At 61.9% G+C, this 268-nt stretch carries 1 protein-coding gene; it reads right to left on the bottom strand.

Features of this window, described 5'->3' with window-relative positions; all coding sequences use genetic code 11:
* Positions 1–268, bottom strand: a 268-nt coding sequence (locus tag SB724_RS20380) for a MerR family transcriptional regulator (RefSeq protein WP_410572700.1), incomplete at both ends; no start/stop codon positions are given.

A 268-nucleotide genomic window follows, 5' to 3' on the forward strand; every position in this document is an offset into this window, starting at 1 on the left:
GCTGTTCTTCCGTCAACGCACGCGCACGGCCTTGGATCTCGGCGGCCATCTCCGCGGAAACCACCCTAGGGGATACAGTGACCCCGGGGGGCAGGTTTTCAGGACGCTCGCCACGGTCAATGGCATCGAGGTAGTCCTTGATGACTTTCAACGGGAGATACTGGTCCCGTTGCAGCCCGAGGACAAACCGCAGCCGTTCGACGTCGCTGTCCGCGTACTGCCGGTACCCGGCAGGAGTCCGCTTGGGATTGATGAGTCCCTTTTCCTC

The sequence above is a fragment of the Bacillus sp. SIMBA_031 genome, from assembly GCF_046535225.1.
GTDB lineage: Bacteria > Bacillota > Bacilli > Bacillales > Bacillaceae > Bacillus > Bacillus velezensis.